Annotated in this window: 16 protein-coding genes; 9 read left to right on the top strand and 7 right to left on the bottom strand. The window is 38.3% G+C overall.

What is annotated here, in order from left to right:
- Positions 1 to 2 precede the first annotated feature (2 nt).
- Both R1T43_RS12970 and R1T43_RS12965 read left to right on the top strand, forming a co-directional pair.
- Positions 3 to 731, top strand: coding sequence for a tyrosine-protein phosphatase (locus tag R1T43_RS12970; RefSeq protein WP_317349525.1), 729 nt, complete (start codon positions 3 to 5; stop codon positions 729 to 731).
- A complete protein-coding gene (locus R1T43_RS12965; RefSeq protein WP_317349522.1) occupies positions 718 to 1,467 on the top strand; it encodes a VpsP family polysaccharide biosynthesis protein in 750 nt (249 codons plus the stop codon). The genes R1T43_RS12970 and R1T43_RS12965 overlap by 14 nt, the downstream gene beginning before the upstream one ends.
- Before the next feature lie 112 nt (positions 1,468 to 1,579).
- On the opposite strand, the gene R1T43_RS12960 is transcribed toward R1T43_RS12965, so the two are convergent.
- The 5 genes from R1T43_RS12960 to R1T43_RS12940 form a co-directional block, all read right to left on the bottom strand.
- A complete protein-coding gene (locus tag R1T43_RS12960; protein WP_317349519.1) occupies positions 1,580 to 1,990 on the bottom strand; it encodes a 3-phosphoshikimate 1-carboxyvinyltransferase in 411 nt (136 codons plus the stop codon).
- Positions 1,991 to 2,077: 87 nt separating this feature from the next.
- Positions 2,078 to 3,331, bottom strand: coding sequence for an O-antigen ligase family protein (locus R1T43_RS12955; protein ID WP_410548974.1), 1,254 nt, complete (start codon positions 3,329 to 3,331; stop codon positions 2,078 to 2,080).
- Between the two features lie 213 nt (positions 3,332 to 3,544).
- Entirely contained in the window at positions 3,545 to 4,123 is a 579-nt protein-coding gene (locus tag R1T43_RS12950) for a hypothetical protein (RefSeq protein ID WP_317349513.1), read from the bottom strand.
- 77 nt (positions 4,124 to 4,200) lie between these two features.
- Entirely contained in the window at positions 4,201 to 6,144 is a 1,944-nt protein-coding gene (locus R1T43_RS12945; protein ID WP_317349509.1) for an EAL domain-containing protein, read from the bottom strand.
- On the bottom strand, positions 6,141 to 6,839 hold the full coding sequence (locus R1T43_RS12940; RefSeq protein ID WP_317349506.1) for a transglutaminase-like cysteine peptidase: 699 nt from the start codon (positions 6,837 to 6,839) through the stop codon (positions 6,141 to 6,143). Before R1T43_RS12940 ends, R1T43_RS12945 begins: the two co-directional genes overlap by 4 nt.
- A gap of 505 nt (positions 6,840 to 7,344) precedes the next feature.
- Between R1T43_RS12940 and R1T43_RS12935 the strand changes: the two genes are divergently transcribed.
- From R1T43_RS12935 to R1T43_RS12915, 5 genes are all read left to right on the top strand, one after another.
- A complete protein-coding gene (locus R1T43_RS12935) occupies positions 7,345 to 8,481 on the top strand; it encodes a glycosyltransferase (protein ID WP_317349503.1) in 1,137 nt (378 codons plus the stop codon).
- A 6-nt stretch (positions 8,482 to 8,487) separates the two neighbouring features.
- Positions 8,488 to 9,798: an O-antigen ligase family protein gene (locus R1T43_RS12930; protein ID WP_317349500.1), complete on the top strand. Its 1,311-nt coding sequence runs from the start codon at positions 8,488 to 8,490 to the stop codon at positions 9,796 to 9,798.
- Between the two features lie 4 nt (positions 9,799 to 9,802).
- On the top strand, positions 9,803 to 10,903 hold the full coding sequence (locus tag R1T43_RS12925; protein ID WP_317349498.1) for a glycosyltransferase family 4 protein: 1,101 nt from the start codon (positions 9,803 to 9,805) through the stop codon (positions 10,901 to 10,903).
- 86 nt (positions 10,904 to 10,989) lie between these two features.
- Positions 10,990 to 11,889 carry a glycosyltransferase family A protein gene (locus tag R1T43_RS12920; protein WP_317349496.1) on the top strand — a complete coding sequence of 300 codons (900 nt, stop codon included), beginning with the start codon at positions 10,990 to 10,992 and terminating at the stop codon, positions 11,887 to 11,889.
- Between the two features lie 58 nt (positions 11,890 to 11,947).
- A complete protein-coding gene (locus tag R1T43_RS12915; RefSeq protein ID WP_317349493.1) occupies positions 11,948 to 13,402 on the top strand; it encodes an oligosaccharide flippase family protein in 1,455 nt (484 codons plus the stop codon).
- Between the two features lie 99 nt (positions 13,403 to 13,501).
- Here the strand turns inward: R1T43_RS12915 and R1T43_RS12910 are convergent, their stop codons facing one another.
- Both R1T43_RS12910 and R1T43_RS12905 read right to left on the bottom strand, forming a co-directional pair.
- A complete protein-coding gene (locus R1T43_RS12910; protein ID WP_317349490.1) occupies positions 13,502 to 14,722 on the bottom strand; it encodes a glycosyltransferase in 1,221 nt (406 codons plus the stop codon).
- 364 nt (positions 14,723 to 15,086) lie between these two features.
- Positions 15,087 to 16,070 (bottom strand): acyltransferase, encoded by a 984-nt coding sequence (locus R1T43_RS12905; protein WP_317349488.1) that lies wholly within the window; start codon positions 16,068 to 16,070, stop codon positions 15,087 to 15,089.
- Positions 16,071 to 17,018: 948 nt separating this feature from the next.
- Between R1T43_RS12905 and R1T43_RS12900 the strand changes: the two genes are divergently transcribed.
- Together R1T43_RS12900 and R1T43_RS12895 are read left to right on the top strand one after the other, a co-directional pair.
- Complete coding sequence (locus R1T43_RS12900) at positions 17,019 to 17,726, top strand: hypothetical protein (protein ID WP_062086634.1); 708 nt, start codon at positions 17,019 to 17,021, stop codon at positions 17,724 to 17,726.
- Between the two features lie 314 nt (positions 17,727 to 18,040).
- On the top strand, positions 18,041 to 18,781 hold the full coding sequence (locus tag R1T43_RS12895; RefSeq protein WP_317349481.1) for a sulfotransferase family 2 domain-containing protein: 741 nt from the start codon (positions 18,041 to 18,043) through the stop codon (positions 18,779 to 18,781).
- The last annotated feature ends 118 nt before the right edge of the window (positions 18,782 to 18,899 follow it).

Here is an 18,899-nt window from a genome sequence, read left to right as displayed (position 1 = left end):
AATTGATAGACCTTCACAGTCATATATTACCTGGTATTGATGATGGTGCCAGAACCATGGCCATGTCGATTGACATGGCCAAACAAACGCTTGAGTGCGGTGTTACGCACTTAGTTTGTACCCCTCATATTCACCCCGGCTTTTTCGATAATACCCCTGCTATTATTGAAAACGCGTACAATGAACTGGTGCTAGAACTTCAACGCCAACATATTCCTCTTAAATTGTCTTACGCGGCAGAGCTTCGCGTGTCAGAACACATTCCTATTTGGATAAAGCAAAACGCCGTTCCGTTTTTAGGTGATATTGATGGCAAAAAGGTGATGCTGCTTGAAATGCCTCATAGTCATATACCTTCGGGGCTAGAACCGCTAATTAAGTGGTTATTGAAAAACAACGTACAGCCGCTTATTGCACACCCAGAGCGAAACCGAGAGCTACTACGTGAGCAACACAAATTTGAGTGGTTGCAGCGCATAGGGTGCTGGTTTCAAGTAACGGCTGGCGCACTTACAGGCCGATTCAGTGAGCCAGTGCAGAACTTTGCGCTAACACTACTTGCCAATAAAAGTTTTCATGTAGTGGCTTCTGATACCCACGATACTGTTCGTAGACCTAACGATATGGGCGAAGCATTTGCAGTGGTATCGGCGGTAGACGCGGCCTACGCCCAGCAAGTTTTCGTCACTACACCGGGTAAGATAGTAGGGGCAAGTAGTGACCTTATCTAACGTATACAACAACAATCAATTATTGATAAAACGTGTTGTGCGTACCGTGTTTTTTATTACCGCCGCCTGGGGCGTAATATGGAGTGCTCAGTTTTTCGTATCGGGAAACTATTACTATCGTGTAAACAACCAGTTAGAAGCATGGCAAAGTAAACCTGAGCTGGTTACACAAAGTAAAGTAAGCGATGCTATCACCAAAATAGATTCTGCTATTTCCATGTTTCCAAATAACGCATTGTATTATCAAATGCGTGGGCAGCTTTATGAGTGGCAAGCCTTTGTTTCTCAAAGTGCGGCTCAAAGCGCTACTGAAAGTGACAAAACGAATAGTTTGAAACTGGCCTTTACCAATTACCAGCAGAGTTTATCGCTACGGCCACTCTGGCCAGCTAGTTGGATAGGCTTAGCGTCGGTTAAATGGAAGCTTAATGAAGTAGACGATACTTTCTATCAATATATGAATAAAGCGGCTCAGTCAGGCCCACAAGACGCCGTAGTACACAAATTTATAGTGGAATATGGCTTAGCCAATTTTTCGGCACGATCGCCTGAATACATTAACGTTATTCAACCATTAAAACATCATATGAAATTAGGGTTGGCAAACCCCCATAGCAGAGAAGCAATTGTTCAAAGTATAGTTAAATACAGCGCAGAAGAGCCCGCATGCAGATGGATGCGCTTGGCTTCTTACCCGGTAAGAAAACGCATTCCCAACTGCATCACGTACCACTAGCAGTATTTAGGTTCATTTATTACCGTTGGACTTACCGGTAGAAGCATGCCGTTACTAGCATTTTCATTAGCTTTGCATAGCCATGTGTAAACTATCTTTATAATGCCTTTGCTTAAAACGTAGCTTTAAACCAATCCCACAATCCCAGCGAAAAGCTCTCAAACAAATTAATGCCTAGCCACGATTTTAATATGTACAGCAAAACCATACCTACTAGTAGCGAGAATAGAATAAATAGGGTGAAACCAAACGCCAAAGTAAGTTGGCCAATTTTACTTTCAATACGTGAAGGGTCACGTTTATCTTTGCCACCTAAAAGTACAAAATAAAAACGGCTGTGGCCAATACCAAGGGTACCCCTTAAATCTAATTTATGCTTACCCCAACGCCTGCCTGCTAATGCGGTATTAATATGGGTTAACTGTTCTTCACTAAAAGAGTTAGCCACATGCTTGGGCATTCTTTCTAGCATATGCTTAACGTTGGGTTCTTCCTGAATGGGGTGATTAACTTTTAAAACCACGTTGCACTATCCATAATGTTATTAATAAGTATATGCATAAATAAGCCCTTAATTAGGCGCTTGAGCAGCATCCTAATTATATGAGGTTCATTTGCGCGATGTTGATTTACGAACCCGAATACGATTACTCATTGCCCCTAATGCCAGCAACGTAATAAATATCGCACTGTTAGCTGGAGCCTGTAAGGGAAAGTCTACGCTACTGTGTATGGCCATACCAATAATAGCCATGAAACACGCAAATGCCGCTCCACGTGGCAGAGGGTGGTGGCGTTGCTGAAAAGCATTGAATGCATTTATGCCGCAACACAGTACAAATACGCCCATAAACAGTGCGCCAATAACGCCAAATTCAATACTAAACTGTAAGTATTCATTATGAGCATGATCGTAAAAGTGCTGAATACTCTCACTTTGAAATTGAGGGTAAACGGTATAGAAGGTTCCCCCACCTGTACCTATTAGCGGGTATTCCGTTAACAAGGGCAGTACGTCGGTAACTACTTCGTCTCGGCTCTCATTGGTTAAATCGGTTTGTTCAAGGCGTTGCTTCACTTCGTTTAAACCAAATACACTACTTACAATCATAATGTCGATAACGAGCATGCTTATAAACAAGGCTACATAGCTTTTTTGTCTAGGCTTGAAATACCACAAACCTAGGGCTGCGGTTATAGTCATGCTAACAAAAAATGCCGTATTCCCCATTCTTGAACGCGACATTACTAATGCAATAACCATAATAATAATACCAATACGAAACAGCACTTTATTACCTAACCAAAACTTTAGCCACCGCCGCAATCTTTCTCTTTTAGACAAGCCATCGTCTTCCCCTAAACTCGCTATTAAATAGCCTAGTGCCGCGCTTAAAGAAAGCAATAAGTAATTAGCAAAATGGTTTTTGTAAATAAAACTGCCGGTAGCAATGTGGGTAACAGATTGCTTAAACACTAAGCTGTACTCAATACCTGATAACACCTCAAGCGACCCATAAATGGCCTGAAATATGCCACTTGCGCTAATGGTTATTAATACAAATTTCAGCCGTGATGTAGAGCGTACCAATGCCAATACACTGAAAAACAACAAGCAATAGCAAAGCGATTTCAAAAAAACAATTTGGCTTTGGCCTACATCAAAACTAAGCGGTAACCAACTAGCACCAGTTGGTACATTTGCGTATTCGGGTAATAGCTTTTCTGGTCGTAGGCTGGAAACAAGTGAAGCGGGCAGGGGAATTAAGTTTAGTAGCTGCCAAGCAAGAAACAAAACCCATAGCAGAACGAAAACACGATATTGGCGAACTACAACAGTAACGGTGCGAAAGTGAAAGGCCATTAATGATGCGCTTATACAAAAAATAGAAATTTGCATAAGGGCCCAAGCCCATGGGCGATTGGCCCCTAAAGGGATAGGCAGCCAAAAAAGGGTAAATAAAAGAAAACCGAAAAGAAGCTTTTCGGTTTTTCTATTATTAACACTCAGCATTTAATATCGCCATTTATTACTACCACTAACGATCGCTAACACAGAGTTTAATTACAATATAACTTAGTTCGCTGAAACAGTAGTATCGCCACCGCCCGCACCAGCAGCGCCTGTGCCCACACCTAGTGGTGATACGTCGTTGCCAGCAGCACCCGCCGCAGTAGCGGTAAGGGTAGAGGTATCGATGCCTGCATTAATTGCAGCTAACAATGCGTCTTCGGCACTAATTACGCCCGTTTGCAATGCAACGTTATAAATTTCGTTGGCATCTTCTGGAAACATAATCATCGCAATGGTAACCACTTCTGATGACTGTTCTGGTAATGCACCAAAACCAGCAATAGCTAATTCAAACCCAGTTGCGTTATCTACCAATAAACCTACCATGCTTTCAAACGCAGCTTGGTTAGTCTGTAAAAAAGGCAAGCTTTCAGCCGGAATAGCAACACTGCCATTCGCAAGCACATCGTTACTAACGGTAACCGACGCTTCTTCAGCTGGAGTACCATTATCAATAACGGTTAATAACTGGTTTCTAATTTGCAAACCTGGAACGCTACCTGCACTTTCTTGCGCAATAGCTACTGGCGAAATAGCAATAAGCACACTCATTACTAAAGAAAAAATAAATCTATTACGCATAATAGTTCCTACTTCAAAAATTCTGTTTGCATACATGAGGTATTGTATACCAAATGAACGCCCCTTGTCTTAGCTTTTTACTTCCCTAGACGCCATGCTGTAGGCTTAGCAAAGTGATAGCCTTGCTGATAAACAACCTGCAGCTTATTAAGCGCATTACTTTCAAGTTCGCTTTCAACCAGCTCAGCAATAACCTTAATTTGTAACCCATTAGCAATACTTACTAGGCTGCTAACAAATAACTGATTGTCTTTGTCTTCATGAATATCCTTGGTCAATTTGCCGGATATTTTTACAAAGTCGGGCTGAATAGCCCTTAACCCACTTAATGATGCAAGATTGTCGCCAAAATGTTCAATAGTAATGGTGCATCCTGCACGTTTAACCATTTCACAAAATTTAAGGGTTGCTTCACGGTAATAAATAATAGCTGAATCTTCAATCTCAAAGGCTAATCTATCGCATAACGATTTGTTTTCAATAAGGTAACCACTTAGCCATTGGCAAAAGTCGGCATTCGCAATTGACGCAGTAGCAATATTCACTGCCACAGTATGTGGCGATGCCATTAATTTACTCACCACTAAAGACGTTACAAGCCTATCTACTTGGGGTATTAAGTGAAGTCGCTCCGATGCTGGTATTAGCTGCGACATGGGTATATCTGTATTGGTAGACATATCTTTAAAGCGCGCAAACCCTTCGTAATAACAAGGCGCTTTGTTTTCGGTACTAAAAATTGGCTGAATTAAAATGTCGGCATACTGCTGCAATAGTATGTTGTTTAGCCTTTCGCGCCATTCAGTATTGCTATGTATGTACGTTAGCTCTGAAGCAAACTGCCAGCCTCTGTCTAGCTTTGTTGCTGCCAACAGAGCGCTATCCGCTTTTTCCATCACTTCGGAAAAGCTATTTTCACTTGAATATTTAGCGGCACCAATCCAGGCAGTTTTGTCACCATCTTTAAGAAAATCTATTTTGTTAATTTCATCGCTAAGGCTTTTCAGTCTTTTTTCGCATTCTTGTTGCGATACTGCTTCCATAAGTAAGGCAAAGTCAGAACCCGACACTCTAAATAAAGTCACTTTATCTGGAAATTGCATTACAGCCAGCTTCAGTTTTTTTGCAGCCGCACTTACATATTCATCACCTTCGGCACCGCCAAGAAGGTTATTTACCCGTGCTAGCTGCGTTAACCTAACTAAAACCACATAACCTTCTTCTACCGTAGCCGTGCCACTTAATAGTGCGTTCATGTGTCGATTGAAGGCATTTCTGTTAGAAAGGCCTGTTAGGCTGTCGCCATAAGCAATGGCCTTAAACTGTTCAGCTCGTGCAGTTAGTTCTTTAAACATGCTTTCTACTGCTCTAGACAGCTTATTAACGGCTAGCGTGATAAAAGAAAACTCTTTGGTAAACGGTTGGTAATCAATTTCTGAGAATTTTTGATTTTGAATATCGCCAATTTTTTCAGTCACTATTTCCAGAGGTTTAGTAATTTGACGAATAATAACCAACAGCACTAAGTAGGCGATTACAAAGGCAATAAAAAACATAAGTGCACTTTGCGTAATGCTATCCCAAAGCTTTTCATTAGCAAGCCCTGGGTGACTTTGTACCGAAAGCTGCCCTGCGATAGTCCAGCCATCGTTCAGCTCGGTATCTTTTACGGGAGGGGTTACATGCACCGCTTCTGTAAACCAATTCGGTACCGTGTCTATTTTATTCGGGTTTTGCCTAATAATGAGCGTTTCGCCATTGGCATCTTTTAACGAAATTGTTTGGTAGTAACCTCTGTCGAATATGGCATTTACCATAGTTTCGGCCACTGCTTGGCCATTTTCTTGTGACAGATAAGGCGCCATAGCCAAACCTAAAGAGGTGGCGGTGTCTTGTGCATGGGTAGCCAATTGTTCATTCACATATTCTTTGGTCATTTTTACGTTAATAAAAAAAGAACCGGCGAACACGGCCAGTAAAAAAATGAGCAAGCTAACGCTTAGTTGGGTAGATAATTTCATTGTTCTTGTGTATCTCCGAGCATTACGCTGTTTAAACGATCTATCATGTCGTCCCACATTTTCATGGGGCCGCTGCCTCTTAATTTTCTGCCTGTTCCCATAGACTTTGCAGCCCAAAGACCTTCACCATTAAAACTGTACACGGGCGCAAGATCACGTCGCTTATTTGCAGGTAGTATACGGCGGTTAATATTATCAAGCACTAACGGAATAGAGGTAGGGCTTGGATAATAGGCTAATACCATATGGGGTTGGTTCAATTCTAACGCGGTCACGTACATAAGGCGAAGTTGCGATTCAGGAATGCCAAGTTCTATTAACGAAAAATACTTAGCAATAGAATAATCTTCACAGTCGCCCGCACCTGTTGCAATAAATTCGATAGGCGTGGCCCAGTAATCGGGTTGACGCCAATGCTTCAGGTCGTCCACAAATTCAAACCGATTGAAAAAACGGTTTACCTGATAAAGCTTTTCATCAATATCTTCGTTCTGACTGTTGGTAACTAATTGTCGCCACTTTGCTACATCAGAAGAGGCATTTTTACCAAACAGCGCTTCAACTCGGCTATAGACTGCTGGGGTGAATATATTTTTTTGTTGTGCAACAACATACGATACCGCACTAAAAAGCAACCCCGTTAGAGCATAAATACAGGTTCGGCGGTAATTTTTACACGCGTTGCGAGTTGCCATGCCAATTGAGCCTTAATGCACCTAAGTGAAACGAATTCACTAAAAAGTAACTGTAAAAAAAAGTTAACCACTTCATAGTATATTAAAAATGTGGCAGTAAATTGATAATGTCAAACTTATAGAAAAGTTGGAAGTGTTTTCAACGTAGTATCGTTGGTACAATCACTAACATTAATATTTGGCATGTTTCATGAATGGCATTCTGAATAATACTTGTAGAAACCGTATACAATAATAGTAACCGTATATAGCCTGAACATTAATTACTACTATGCGAATATAGTTAATAAGTCAGCTTAAAAGATAGCTTATAAAGATAATTTAAAAAGAAACAGCTGCACAAACAGTTAGGTTTTAACCCAAACCCCTAGTGTTCGCACCAGTTATTCACAATAGAGCAAAAGTGCTACTAGTTGTAATGTTGTAATTTTACTACAAAACCAATTTTGAGCTGTGCTAAACTTACCTTTAGCATTTAGTCTAATGACAAGGATAACGAAGTTTCATGCTGAAAAGTAACCGCCCCGTGGTGTTTATAATTAATTCCCTTGAAGGCGGTGGCGCTGAACGGGTAATGGCAAAGCTGCTAGCAATTATGGAAGATTACTTTTCCCACGCAAACGTACCCGTTCACCTTGTGCTTTTAGACACGCTGGAAGAAAGCCAGCAGTGCCCACCATATGTTACTAAAACGGTGCTTACCAGCAATGGCAGCTTAAAAGCCGGTTACCAACAATTAAAACCGCTACTTAAAACCCTTAATCCGCAAGTATGCTTCAGCTTCTTAACACGAAGCAACTTCTTAAATATTGCGATAGCAAGATCGTTAGGCTACCGCGCCATTATTAGTGAGCGAGTGAATACCACTAGCCATTTATCAGGCGGTTTAAAAGATGCTATAAGCCGATTTTTAGTTAAGCTTTTGTATAAGCGTGCCCATAATGTTGTAGCGGTGTCTGAGGGCGTAAAGGCCGATTTAATTGAAAATTACGCAGTGCCTGAACAAAAAATTTCCTTATTGTATAACCCGTACGATATTGCTCAGCTTCATGAGCTTGCGAGTGAAGAGGTAACCGACATTCCCAAGGCACCATATATTATTGGGGTAGGGCGGTTAGTTAAAAACAAGAACTTTTCACTGTTACTAAACGCTTATGCGAAAGCCAATATAGTTGAAGACCTGGTTATTCTTGGTGTAGGCGATGAAGAAGCCATGCTTAAAGGGCTAGCAAAAACACTAGGCATAGCAGATAAAGTACATTTCTTAGGCTTTAAGCCAAACCCTTACCCGTATGTAGCCAAAGCAGAATATTTTGTTTCAACCAGCAATGCAGAAGGTTTTCCCAATGCCATAGTGGAAGCCATGTGTTTAGACAAGCCGGTTATTGCGACAAATTGTGAATCGGGCCCGGCTGAAATTATTGCTGAACAATACCCTTACCAAGTTTCTGGAGCCAGCGAGGAAAAGAATGGCATACTGTGTGAGTTAAATAACGCACAAGGTGTTGCCGATGCATTGGTATTATTTAAAGGTAGCGCTAACAGAATGCGTTATGTAGCGAAAAGCCAAGCGTGCGCGCAGCAATTTTCTTATGCAGCTTTTCATAAGCGTGTAAGTGCCATTCTAGAAAAAGATGACTAATTAATTATGTTTGAAGCAATCAAACTACTGGTAGGGGTGGTAAGCCTAATTATGGTTTATAGAACCATTACCGGTAACTGTAATAAATATTTAGCCTTTGCCATTTGTGCAATTTGGCTACGTTATTTTCTATCTGCATTTCATACTATTACTTACCCTTCTTTAGTGGCCGGTTTTTCATTGAATGCTTTAGGCAGTATAGGTGTGGCAGGACTGGGGCTGTTGCTTATTCCTACCGCTGTATTTACGTTAAAAAAACTATTCCCTTTTTATATGTTTTTCACCGCCATTGCCGTGAGCGGGTTCGTGAATATGCAAATCCCAGGCACCATAAATGTACTAGTTAAATGGTGTTATTTCTTAGTGTTGGCAGGTGCTCTGTTTTTGTCTATCAGAAGCCAAGGGCAGAATGAAACATTTAAGAAGTTGTTGGTAGCGTTTATAATGCCAGTAACCTTACAAGTTTTATCGATAATCTTAGGGGAAGCTAAAGCTACTGAAGCTGACGGCTCTACTAGCTATATAGGTGGCTATAATCATGAAGCTGCGTTTTCTATGATTGTAGTGTCGTTCATATTTGTTTTAGGTTTAGTCAACAGAAACGCGATTAGTTTCAGAACTACTCTATTCACGATAGCAGTTGTCCTTCTTGTGTTAGTTAACTACCGAACTGCCATTCTTACGATTTTGCCAATAGCTGCAATTTTCTATTTTACCTTAGTCGAACAGCGCTTAAAGCCCTCTCAGAAGGCTCCAGTTCTGACAATCGTTACTATGGTTCTCGCTATATTATTTTTCGTTCTGTCACTATCAATGCAAGAGCGCTTCGCTGATGTGGGACTACTGGTTGGAAATCTTGACCTTATTTTTAAAGCTCCAATGTATTTTAGCGATGCTGAGCAGGATATTATGTCTGCGCGGGTATACATCTGGAGTCAATATATTAACGCGTTTACCAACGCGGATTTACTACACCAAATTTTTGGCTTTGGCCCAGACTCATGGAAGTATAAGTTCGATTTATATGCTCATAACACATATGTTTCTTACGTATATGAGTATGGCTACTTTGGTTTTATATCCTTTATTGGATTGTTAGCATATATTCTGACTGTGTCTTTCAACCTTTCAAATAAACCACTTGGCAAAATCTTAGCATTCTCGATAATCGGCTTTATGATAATGAATATGGCTACGATGCCACTATGGAATATTGAAGGCTTAATATTTTTTGCGCTGGCATTAGGTACTGTTTTTGCTAACCCGAGCGTTCAGAGAAATTATTCAGAGCATCAAATAAGTATGGAAGTTAAATAATTATATGAAAATATGCGCAATAGGACTTAGAGGTATTCCGGAGGTGATGGGAGGGATAGAGTCACATTGCCAACAATTGTATCCACGCATGGTAAAAAACGGTGCATCGATTACTGTAATCGCACGTTCCCCTTATGTGAAGCAGAAGAAATATACTTATGAAGGTGTAAATGTAATAAGTGTGTGGACGTTAAAACATAAGTTTTTAGAAACATTTATGCATACTTTTTTCGCCATACTATACGCTAGAATATTTGTGCATCCAGATATTATTCATCTTCATGCTATTGGCCCCGCCTTGTTTACACCGTTAGCTAGATTATTAGGGATGAAAGTCGTGGTTACTCATCATGGTGCTGATTATGATAGGCAAAAATGGAGTCCATTTGCTAAAAAGGTTCTGAAGTTTGGAGAGTACTTGGGAGTGCGTTTCTCTAATGCCACTCTAGTAGTGGGGAAAACGCTAACAGAGCTTTTGAGAAGCCGATATATCAAGTATGCGAGAAAAGTTCGTTATGTTCCTAATGGAATGCTGCCTAAATTTTTAGAAGAAGTCTCTTCATCTCATTTGCCTCAAGAATTAGATATAAAACCTCAAAATTATATTTTGACCGTTGGACGACTTGTTCCGGAGAAAGGTTTTCACGATTTAATTGAAGCGTACAAAAACTCTAAGTCTACCGACAAATTGGTAATTGTTGGTGATGCTGATCACATCGATGAATATGCCTCCGATCTGTTAAAGCACAAATCTGACAATATTATCTTTGCTGGTAGACGTAAAGGGGAAGAATTGCATGCTTTATTTAGTTATGCAAAAGTTTTTGTGCTCCCTTCATATCACGAGGGATTGCCTATAGTGGCGCTGGAAGCAATTAGTGCAGGCACCCCAGTTCTATTAAGTGACATAGCGCCAAACAAAGATATTCAAGCTCATGATGTTAGCTACTTCGAAGTAGGTAATACTTCTCAATTGAGTGAAAAGTTAAATGGATTGGACTCGCTTAACTTAAAGCTAGATAAAGGCATATTTTTATCTAAATTTGATTGGGATATTATCGCAAGCGAAACGTTTGATGCATTCGAAGACTTGGATACACATTAGATTACAGTAAATCTAACTATTAAGAATGTGAAGTGAACCTAGTTTCTTATCAAAACTCTTATAGCCTAAATGTTAAGGGGTAATTTTTGGATAAACCCATTGTAACTGTAATCGTGCCTGTTTATAACGACGAAAATAGAATCGCTGAATGTATAGCAGCAATATGCGGGCAGAAGGTATCTAATTTTGTATTGGAAGTTATAGTTGTTGATAATGGTTCAACTGATCGAACTTTTGAAATAGCCAGTGCTTTTCCGCTTAAACATGACAATGTCAAAGTAGTACGTTGCATGACCCCAGGTTCATATGCAGCAAGAAATCATGGAATATCATTGAGTCGCGGCAGTTTTTTTGCATTTACTGACTCTGATTGCCTAGTTTCGAAAGAATGGATTGAATCCAATTTAGCTAACTTAAAGAATTTAGACAAAAACACTATTCTCGCAGGAGAAGTAGAGTTTTATCGTGAAAATGAAAAGAAAACTGAACAAAGTGCCCTAGACTTTGAAAATACTTTTTCTATGAAGCAAGAAGAAAATGCAAAAAATGGAAAATGTATAACAGCTAACTTTTTTTGTTCAAAGCTGCTTTTTGATAAATGCGGAACTTTCAACGCCTCTTTAAAATCTGGCGGAGATATCGAAATGAGTGCACGTGTTGTACAAAACGGGGGCCGAGTTATTTATAACAGCCAGGCACTCGTAAAGCACCCCTCTAGAAACGTACGAGAGCTAATTGTGAAAAGAAAGCGCATCATAGGGGGGACTTGGGATTCGTCTTTAAGTAAAGCTAGTTTAAAGGAAAAAATAAATTTTTGTGTACTTCTGCTAAAAACATTTCTGGGGCGAAGTAAAAAGATAGTTCTTGAAACTAACTATTCATTGCTCAGGAAATTATCAATAGTTCTTCTTCTTTTTAAAATTTTTGCAGTAAGCATGTTTGAACTAATTGCGCTTTCATTAGGTAAAGCCTCAAATAGACAATAAAGTTTAAGGTTGAAAAAATTTTCAAGCGCGACTGTCACCATATGGATTACTAAGTTAAATGTCGATCAAAAAGAAAGCCACCGCGGGCAGTTTATGGATGTCTCTAACTCGGACGGGGATAAACGTAGTCGATTTTCTCGTATACGCTTACTTAGCAAGAATTCTTACTTTAGAAGAGTTTGGTCTAGCGGGTTTTTGTTTTCTATTCATAGAGTTTGCGAATACATTAGTTAATGCTGGTGTTAACCAAAATCTTGTTCAAAGGAAAGAATGGGAAGATAGGTACGCTGCCAGTACGATGACATTTGTATTTGGTATGGGTTTAATAGCATCAGCAGGGATCGTAGGTATAGGTGCTCCAATAGCGTATTACAGTTATTCTGAATTAGCTGCGTTAGTAGTCGTTAGCTTAGCTCCAATAACGCTAGTAACTAGTTTACAGGTGGTAGTTACAGGGAAGTTGCTTAGGGAATTCAAAAACAAAGAAATGGGAGTGGCTAAATTCTGCGCCACTCTTATATCCGCAATTTCAATTATTTTTATGGCAGAAAGTGGTTATGGTATATGGTCGCTAATTTTCGGCAAGCTAATCAATATAACCATACAATACTTGTTTCTAATTTATGTATCGAAATTCAAACCATCTTTTAATTTTGATAAGGATGACTTTAAAGAATTAGTCACCTTTTGCTTACCATTGTTTTGGATGGTAGTACTGCGCTTCTTAAACAAAAAAGCCAGCAATCTATTTACGGGGTTTGTATTAGGGCCTGTAAGCTTCGCACTTCTTGCAGCTGCACACAAAGGCGAGGTAGTAATAAATCAAGTCACAATGAGTTCAATAAACTCCATGATTGTTCCCAGTTTCTCACGTGTGAAAGAGGGTTCGGATTTAGGGGGGCTGTTTATAAGACTTGTTACCGTGGCGTCAACAATCGTGACACCAATATTTATGGGGCTTGCAGCAATAGCTGATCCTTTTGTGACTGTAGCTTTTGGTGAAAAGTTTAGCGCCAGTGCAAATTATATGACGATATCTGCCTTTAGCATTTTCCCGCTAATAATAGCCAGCTTCCTACCCAACCTGCTAATTTCGAAAGCTAAAACTAAAGATGCATTTAACTTAGTCTTGGTTAACATTGTGTGCAACGTAGTTGTCGCTGGATGTACAATATGGTTTGGTGTAACGTTCATGCTTATTAGCCTCGTCATTAGCAATTTTTTAGCGACTCCAGTAAGACTAGCCATAGTTAAAAAGCATATTTTTATAGATACAAAAGCTTTAGTCGTGTCGATAGCACCTTCAGCATTATCCTCAATTGGAATGTTTTTAGCGTTGATGTATGTAAAACCTTTCATTGCAGCCGAGATTAACTACGACATAATAAATCTAGTTATTTTAATGGGCTTAGGTGCAGTATTTTATGTGAGTTTTTCATTTATACTCTTTCTCAAACAAACATCTAGACAAGTTGCCGAGCTTAAATCGCTGCTGTTGAAAAAGAAAAAGTAGATGACTAATGAAATTATAGAAGATAAACATTAAAGTTTTTTAGATGAAGTAAAGAAAAGCCCTCAGTTAGAGGGCTTTTCAGCTATTAGTGTACCCGTGTTAGACTATCTTATATAACTCTTTAGCAAGGGTGAGTGAGTTGAACTCCATTTCTACTTTTTTCCTCGCCTCAGTTCGAATGTTAGTGAGTGACTCCAATGTTGTTATCTTTGTAATCGCTTTCGCAATACTCTCAGGGTCTTTTTCTGGTACTAAAAATCCGTTTATACCGTCATCAATAAGCTCTGGTATACCACTATGAAAAGTACTCACAACTAACAAACCTGAAGCCATTGCTTCCATAAGGGCAACAGGTACACCTTCCATGTCACCCATACTATCGATTACCGAAGGTAATAAAAATATATCTGAATTATCTAGCGTTTCTTTTACAAAGTGTGGGGTTTTTGGGCCATGAAAAGTTATACGGTGAGATACGCCTAATTCTTTACTCATCTGGATCAGTTTATCTTCTAAAGCACCGCCCCCGATGAGGGAAAGATGAAAAGCATCGTCTAAATAACTCATTGCTTTTATAGCATACTCTAAACCTTTCTTTTCTGTGGCGCGGGCTACACTCACAATTTGAATTTGCTTGGAAAGAGGGCGCTCTTTAAAATCGAATTTATTTATGTCAACACCCATTCTATGCACAGAAATCGAGGTGCCTTTTGCCCCCCAACTTTCGAGCCTATTTTTCCAGAAATTACTTATAGGCAGAAGTGTACTTTCCTGAGACAATTTGACATATTCCTGCTTCCAAAAAGCAATACTTTCATACTCACTAATTTCGTAACCATGAAAAACAGTGTGAAGTTTTCCAGTTAGAATACCTGCGGATATGAACTTTTGTGCCACTACGCCGTTATTTCCAAAGTGTGCAATGATACTATCAGCTTCTATTTTTAGAGCCCGATTATTCATTAATGTAATTGCCACTTCATAAGCTAAATTTATATTGTTTTTCTTTAATGCATACATCACAAAATCGGATGCATGCCTCATTGAAGGTTGTGAAGCCTTCACTGTGATAAAAAACTTAAACAGAAAAAGAAGTTTTAGGGGCTTTTTTACCTTAATTGCGTTGGGGGGCGCTATGAACTTAGTTCTATCAAGTAAATTATACTTTTCTAAGGAGTCGAGTTTAACTTCCTGATTTTCCCTATAAAATGAAATTATTTCTACATCAGCACCTTGTTCAATCAAACCATTGATTTGATCAATAACAAAAGTTTGTGAAAGTACTGGAAATTTCCTGACGAAAAATACAACTTTTTTCAAACTTAATTCCCCTTGATTTTTATTACTTAGATGTTAGCGCTAATTGCTATATATTTCTATCGATTAGTGTCCAGTTTTACCAGTAAATAAACAATCATAAGTGTAGATTTCAATTGTAATAGGTTTTTTTCTCTATGATTGAATCGACGGGGCTTCTTGAGGTGTTGCATTATGAATAAATGCTTTCTCCATTTATTAACGCAGAAAGTCCCAACTAGGTCTGCCTTGGTTTTGGGCAGGTCTACTCTTTATAAAGTATGAAGCATACTTTACAATTAGATTATAAAAAGAAAACTATTGAGCTTTAAAGGAGTTAGAATGTACATTTCAATTTTAGAGCGCTTTTCATATTGAAAAATATTAGTTATTTATTTTTCAAAAACGAAAGGTTACCGTTAACAATTTTATAAAATCTTGGTGTGTATGTATCGAGAAGCATACTAAGTAATAAGCTGGATAGGAAAACCGAAGGTATAATTAACAAATCTGATAAATAGGAAGAAATAGGGAGGTATTTAAAAGCGAAAATGAAATATGGGTGAAAAATATAAATCGATAATGAATGCCTTGCTCCTAGCTTACCTAATACATCGAATGAGTTAGAATTTAATGACCTTGCTAAATCAAATGCGCCAATAGCAAAAAACACAGTTCCAACTAAGAATTGAAACTTTAAAATGTTTTTACCAGGAAGAAAGTAAGTTAAAGTTTGAGCTTCAATAATTTGCATAACAAAGCCAATTATCACAAAAGTTAAGCCTCTTGCGGCTGACGCTGGTATGTCTTTTAACTTAATACCTATATACAAAAAGCCTACACTCGACAGATGTCGCGCCACTTTAATGCCGGATTCTGTGAGGGGATTGTAAGCGCCCATTACGAGGTACATCAAAATACTTATGCAAGCAACGTAAGGTATTAATCTTCCTAACTCTTGCTTTTCTAAGGCTAATAAAATTAGCAGTCCTACAACTACTGACGATAGGTACCACAAATGAAAATATGAGCCAGAAAGAAAAATTCCACTTGAAAATACTCGAACTAGCGTTTCATGAAAACCGTAATTGGCAACAGATAATGGGATTAACAATAGAAAGGCTATCGAGAAAATTGTGAGTGCTTTTACTAACGGTGAAAGTGCTCTTGTGGATGAGTTATTTCTACTTATTAAAAAGCCAGTTAGTATAAAAAAGAAGGGTACTGCCCATCGACCAGATAGTCGTAGTATCGAAGATACTTCCTCCGAATTGAAGCTTTCGAAGAAGCCTACATGTACAGTGATAACAGCGAAGGCAGCAAGAAGACGAAATACGTCGAGGCCATTCTCTCTTTTAGATGCAGGGGTCATTGAATAAAACCTTCCGAATGGTTAATTAAAGCAAGCAATCCAACCAACTCTTTTTTAAAAATTGCACAGCGCATCCTCTTCATCGCAATCAAACTCGCAATCATTGATTGAAATAAAACACCCGCCGCGCCCAAATACCACATAAGCACAGAATTATAGAAGCCTAAAGATTATACCTGAAATTTTTAGCGTAGATATAAGAAAACTAGATGGATTTGCACGTAAACATTCCTTTCAAGGCATACATTTTTTACAAAGAGCGTTCATTTTTTGGTTGCTGCCAACAATTTATGAAAGATTAAGTTTCGAATAGAAAAAATTTTCTACCCGTATACAAACCCTGACACATTGCAATTCTTATAACTCTTCAATACAGACGGCTGTTGATTAATAAGAATGTAATAATAATCGCTGGTACAATCAAGAAAGTGTGCAGTATAGCCTATATGCAACTCTGTCCTAAATGATGTCATCATATATGTTGACGTCTACGGATTGCTTTTGGGTTTTAGTAGAGTGAATGTTTAATGTATTGATTTTAGTGCTACAATTTCGATAAATTTTGTTTGTGGTACGTTAGATAGGTGTAGTCTTGCACTATTACTCGTAGTCGTAGCTAATAGAGTTAGGGGAAAGTTGCAAGACTTTCTATAACAGGTGCTACGGAATAGGTTTAAAAGTATCAACACTTAATATTGAAACAACAATTGTGATAACCGTTGAAAGATCTGAAACGTTATAAAATCGAGCAAATGTTAAGGGTTTAGAATTTAATCACGAAATAATGTACGCACTAAATAGTGTCGTGTTTTTTTACATAATAGCAGTTTTAGCAATCCCAAGTTCAGTTAAGTCATTGATTTGGTTGTCTTTGTTTTTGTTGGTGTGAAATTTGCTTATTCATTGTCAGAAAGTAATATCCTTTAATTCGTCACTTAGGAGTAAGTCATGATGAAAAATTTGTTTAAAAAGTTGTGCATTTTATCAATGTCAACATTTGCGTTGTCTTCACACGCTGCTGTTATACTCTCTTCTGACTTTTCAGGAATCGATGGAGATGTTTCGAATGTGTCATGGGTTGAAAACGATGTTTCAGTAACTTCTGATCTTTCACCGTTCGATACAAGTGCGAATTTACTTAGTTTATTCGATTTAAATGATGTTTTTGCAGTAGATCAGAACATCCATAACGAAAGTAGTTGGTATGCTGATATCGCTTTATCAGTTAGTTCTTTAATTGACGGAATTCAGCTTTCAAGCTTTGTATTTGACGCTTCTATTTTTAATAATTCGGGAAATCTGCAAAGCATTCAACGTGATCTTACGTTTTCGCTTGAGTTGTTAGATGGGGCTTCTGTATTGTTTAGCGACAGCGACAATGTTTTTGTGGGTGATAATAACGACTCTGGTTTTAATCCTACAGAAGCTGTAGAGTTTGACCTAAGCAGTATTCTTCTTATTGGTGGTTCAGACTATACTTTTCGTATAACTGCTTCAGGAGTTGGTGGCGGAAACAATGCAGGCTTTGATAATCTAGTTCTTAACGGTACTAGTGTAAGTTCGCCAGGTGCGCCTACAACTGTTTCAGCTCCAGGCACTTCTGCTTTACTTCTTATGTCTGGGTTAGCTTTTTTGATGAGATTTAGAAGAAACTAAATTCTTTCGAAAAAAGATTACCCTCAAAATCCTCGCTTAGCTTATGCTTGCGGGGATTTTTTATTTGTTTTTAAACTCTGCGAATATTTCCCCCGATTTGTAACTGTACTGCGATGTGATGTATTATTTAACTTATCCGTTAAGATATTGATAAATCTATAGTTGAGCTATTAAAATGGCATCAATACTTTTTCAATGCATGTCCTTAGTTAAACAAATAGAGATTAATACTAATAAGTTCGTTATTCACAAAAGCAATATTTAACTATTTAGTGCCTTTAACCTATATTATTAAAATTGATGAGAGTTTTTGTATGCCGCTATTTTTGAACGAAGAGAAATCAGTTTTATTTTTACATATTCCTAAAACTGGCGGGACTACTATTGAAAATTGGTTAAGCTCCACTAAAAAATTTAAAATTCAATTATTTTATGGCCGCCCGCTAGAAGATACGACAGTAACACCTCAACATTTTGGGTATGAGACCGTATCTAAACTAATAGGTGACTTTGAAGAATCTGAGCTATTTAAGTTTGCTATTGTGAGAGATCCATATGAACGTCTGGTCAGTGAGTTCTTCTACAGAATTAAGTTAAAGCATTTGGATTTAGGTCGGTATCCTGAAAGATTATTTTCATGTTGGGTAGTTAGTGTTTTAAAAAATGCAAAGCGTAATCCACACGTATTGGATAATCATATAAGGCCCCAAACTTATTTCACTTCGTCAGATGTCTCTATTTATAAGTTTGAAGACGGCTTTGAAAGAATATTAGATGGTGTAAGTGAAAATATAGGGGTTACGGCACCTGCAACTATAGATTCACACAAAGTAGGTACAAAAAAAGAAGTAGAATGGACAGATAGTGCAATCGCGATGGTAAAAGAACACTACGCCGCAGATTTCATAGAATTTAGTTATAACAATGAGAAAAATAGTAGAAAAATATCTAATTCACTAATAGACAAATTATATTTTGCTTACTATGAACTTCGCAAATTTTCAAAAGATTATTACTGGCAACACAAGCGAAATCAGAAAAATCGAGCTAACTGAGTACTCTATTAAAAATGAAAATATGTTGTTGTAAAAGTAGGTTATAAGCTTGGTTGGGGCGTATTATAGCTATTTCCTACCTTAATAGCATTTTTTTAAGCGCTGTTGACAGCCCATT

Source organism: Alteromonas sp. CI.11.F.A3 (genome assembly GCF_032925565.1).
GTDB lineage: Bacteria > Pseudomonadota > Gammaproteobacteria > Enterobacterales > Alteromonadaceae > Alteromonas.
Note: the sequence above shows the minus strand (reverse complement) of the source record. Positions and strands in the feature narration are given on the sequence as shown.